The sequence below is a fragment of the Endozoicomonas ascidiicola genome, assembly GCF_001646945.1.
Classification (GTDB): domain Bacteria; phylum Pseudomonadota; class Gammaproteobacteria; order Pseudomonadales; family Endozoicomonadaceae; genus Endozoicomonas; species Endozoicomonas ascidiicola.
The window spans coordinates 335,806-337,346 of record NZ_LUTV01000006.1 but is presented as its reverse complement, the minus strand read 5'-3'; the positions used below and the strand labels follow the sequence as shown (position 1 = coordinate 337,346).

General features: G+C 44.3%; 1 protein-coding gene and 1 pseudogene. Both read right to left on the bottom strand.

Annotated elements, in window-relative coordinates:
• Positions 1-683: 683 nt before the first annotated feature.
• Positions 684-875 (bottom strand): annotated as a pseudogene (locus AKL11_RS26510) (helix-turn-helix domain-containing protein); the annotation flags it as partial.
• Positions 876-1,091: 216 nt separating this feature from the next.
• Positions 1,092-1,541 (bottom strand): IS30 family transposase (locus tag AKL11_RS18415; RefSeq protein WP_157673670.1); only part of this gene is annotated, 450 nt, incomplete at its 5' end.

The window sequence follows — 1,541 nt, the reverse complement described above, 5'->3', positions numbered from 1 at the left end:
GAATCAATGAGTGATAACGAGGCTGCCCAGCAACTGCAGTCTGCCAGAGAATCACTGTTTCAAGGCATCTTTAAGCGAAAGGCCTGAAATCATGGGTTTATACTCTTTTCAGGCTCATTTTGGGATTGGAAAATACTTAAGGGGAGAGGCAGTGCAGAATTTACCAGCTGCACCAGAAGATGCCGCATCAAGCGTTGGCTCTGGGATTGCTGATGGTAAGTTTCCCGGTGCCTCTACCCTAAGTTGTAAAGCGAGCCCATATTGGGTAGATCTAAACACTCAAATCCGAATTATTATCCTCGTGCGTAAGCCCTGTAGCAGAGGGTATTTAAACACCATCGGGTAATAGTTATCACTAACAAGGCGGTTAGTGATGCTGACATTTTTTAAATGATGATACGAGAGTGGGTGCGCAGCCTGCATAATGTTGTACTAATCACCGCTAGCTGTTGTCTCGCAACATCAATACTTCGGACAGTTTTTTCCTAGTAAGTCAGGGGCCTGTAGCTTTATAGGATACTTATTGGCAACTCAGGGTAGATCCAGACTTGCCATTAAATGGCAGTTTTTGCTCACAGGCCCTGTGCCACAGGCTTTGTGGTTTCTAAAAACTGTCCACAGTATTGCAACATAAAAGGGCTAAGATATGGGCTTTTGATACAAAACAATAGAACCTAAACCATATGACGTTCTTTAGCTTTTCCATGGGCTTGCTGGTGTCGGTAACCTCTTTGCCCGGTATTACGACCCAGCTCTCGGGAAAACGTGCTCTGTGAACGTCCTAAAGCCTTGGCAATCTTGTTTTGAGAGACTCCTTCTTTTAGTTGAAGTTCGGTATAATGTCTCTCTTCAAGGCTCAGGTGTGTATAGGTCATTCTTGGCTCCTCTGTATGGTTTGGTTGCTTTACAGAATACACCTGAGGGTAGAGGCAATACAGAATTTACCAGCTGCGCCAGAAAATGCCGCACCATGCGTTGGCTCTGGGGTTGTTGATGGTAAGTTTTCCGGTGCCTCTCCCCTGAGTCTTGATTCAATTCAAAGGTGTGTGGCGATCAGTTGATTACAGAGGTTATGCACTTAGGATACGAATTCAGGTTACATCAATCCCAGTTAACTCTTTGAAAGCCTCATAAGGTGTTTTGTAGTCAAGGCATTTTCTAGGTCTATTATTCAGCTTATCAACCGCTATGATGACTTCTTTTTCTGTAACGTTATTAAGCTCCATCGACTTGGGGAAATACTGCCTGAGTAGCCCATTAGCATTCTCATTCTGACCTCTTTCCCAAGAGTGATACGGAGCAGCAAAGTAACTGTCACACTTCAACGCTTTGGCAGCCTCTTCATGCTGAACAAATTCTTTTCCATTGTCGTACGTTATGGTTTTTACAAACTTTATCAAAGGCTTAAGCACACCGATCATCGCCTGTTTAACCGCTTTTGCTTTCTTTCCAGGCAAGGGAACAGCAAGACGAAGCTTGGTCTTTCGCTCATCCAATGTAGCGATTGCCCCTTTATGGTTTTTGCCAATTATGGTGTCAGC